General features: G+C 73.3%; 1 protein-coding gene. It reads left to right on the forward strand.

The annotated features are described in order from the left end of the window. Positions 1–200: 200 nt before the first annotated feature. Positions 201–977, forward strand: a complete 777-nt coding sequence (locus AOK09_RS32040) for a DsbA family protein (protein WP_055590733.1) — start codon at positions 201–203, stop codon at positions 975–977. The last annotated feature ends 287 nt before the right edge of the window (positions 978–1264 follow it).

Consider the following 1264-nt stretch of genomic DNA (forward strand, 5'->3'; position numbering starts at 1 on the left):
CCGCCACCCGGGCGCCGGCTCCCTCGCCGCCGCCCCCGGCTCCCCGGCGGGTGGCCCTCCCGCCCGCACCACCGCTGCTCCACTCCGTCGTCCGCCGGGGCCCGCCGTACGGGCCGTGCACGGCCTGCCGCTGAGCTGCGGCTCCGCCGTGCCGCCGCGCCCACGTCCACGGCATCACGACACGACGGGACCACCCCACCATGAGCTCCAACCAGAGGACCGAGGCCGCGCGCCGCCGTATCGAGGCGAGCCGCGCCGAGCAGCAGCGCAGGACCCGGCGCCGCAGGCAGCTGGTCGTCGGCATCGCCGCGCTGGCGCTGCTGGGCGCCGGCACCGGGATAGGAATCGCGGTGCAGAGCAGCCGCGCCACCTCCGACAAGCCCTACGTCGCCCCCGCCCACTCCGGCGGGCCCGGCGGCACAGTGATCGTCTACGGCAACCCGGCGGCCAAGGCCACCCTCCAGGTCTACGAGGACTTCCGCTGCCCGGTCTGCGCCAGGCTGGAGCACTCGGCCGGGTCCACCATCCAGCAGCTGGCCGACCGGGGCGAGTACCGCATCGAGTACCACTTCGGGACGTTCCTGGACGGCAACCTGGGCGGCCATGGCTCACGCACGGCGCTCAACGCGGCCGGGGCCGCGCTCAACGAGAGCGCGGCGAAGTTCAAGGCCTTCCACGATGTTCTCTACGCCGACCAGCCCGAGGAGACCAACGACGGCTTCGCCGACACCGCGACCCTGCTGAAGCTCGCCGCCAAGGTGCCGGGTCTGAGCACCCCGGCCTTCACCAGGGCCGTCCGCGACATGACCTATGAGCCCTGGGTGTCGAAGGTGTCCGAGGCCTTCGACACCAGCGGCGTCACCGGGACGCCGACCGTCAGGCTCAACGGAAAGGACCTCCCGGTCGTCAAGAGCGACGGCAGTACCGTCACCGGCCCGGAGTTCACCGCCCTGGTCTCCCAGGGCCTGGCCGGCTGACCGGGACCGACCAGGGCACGACCCGGTCCGGGCAGTGCGGCAGCCCCCGCACCCCGGGCCGGGCCGGCCTGCGGCCCTGGCGTCGCGGGAGCGCCGGCGGCGCACCGAGCGAACATCTGACAAACAGTCAGATGACCTCTTCCCGACTGCGCTTACCACTCAGTAACCTCCGCCCGTGACCGAGTCCTCTCACTCAGCCGACGCCACCGCGTCCCCCCGTCGCACCCCCGCCCGCCGCGATGTGCTCAAGGCAGCCGCAGCGGCCACCGGCCTGCCTCTTATACACA

It is taken from the genome of Peterkaempfera griseoplana (assembly GCF_001418575.1).
Taxonomy (GTDB): domain Bacteria; phylum Actinomycetota; class Actinomycetes; order Streptomycetales; family Streptomycetaceae; genus Peterkaempfera; species Peterkaempfera griseoplana.

Bases quoted from the DNA above. Each gene is read 5' to 3' on its own strand.
- AOK09_RS32040 (WP_055590733.1), top strand. From the start codon at position 201: ATGAGCTCCAACCAGAGGACCGAGGCCGCGCGCCGCCGTATCGAGGCG.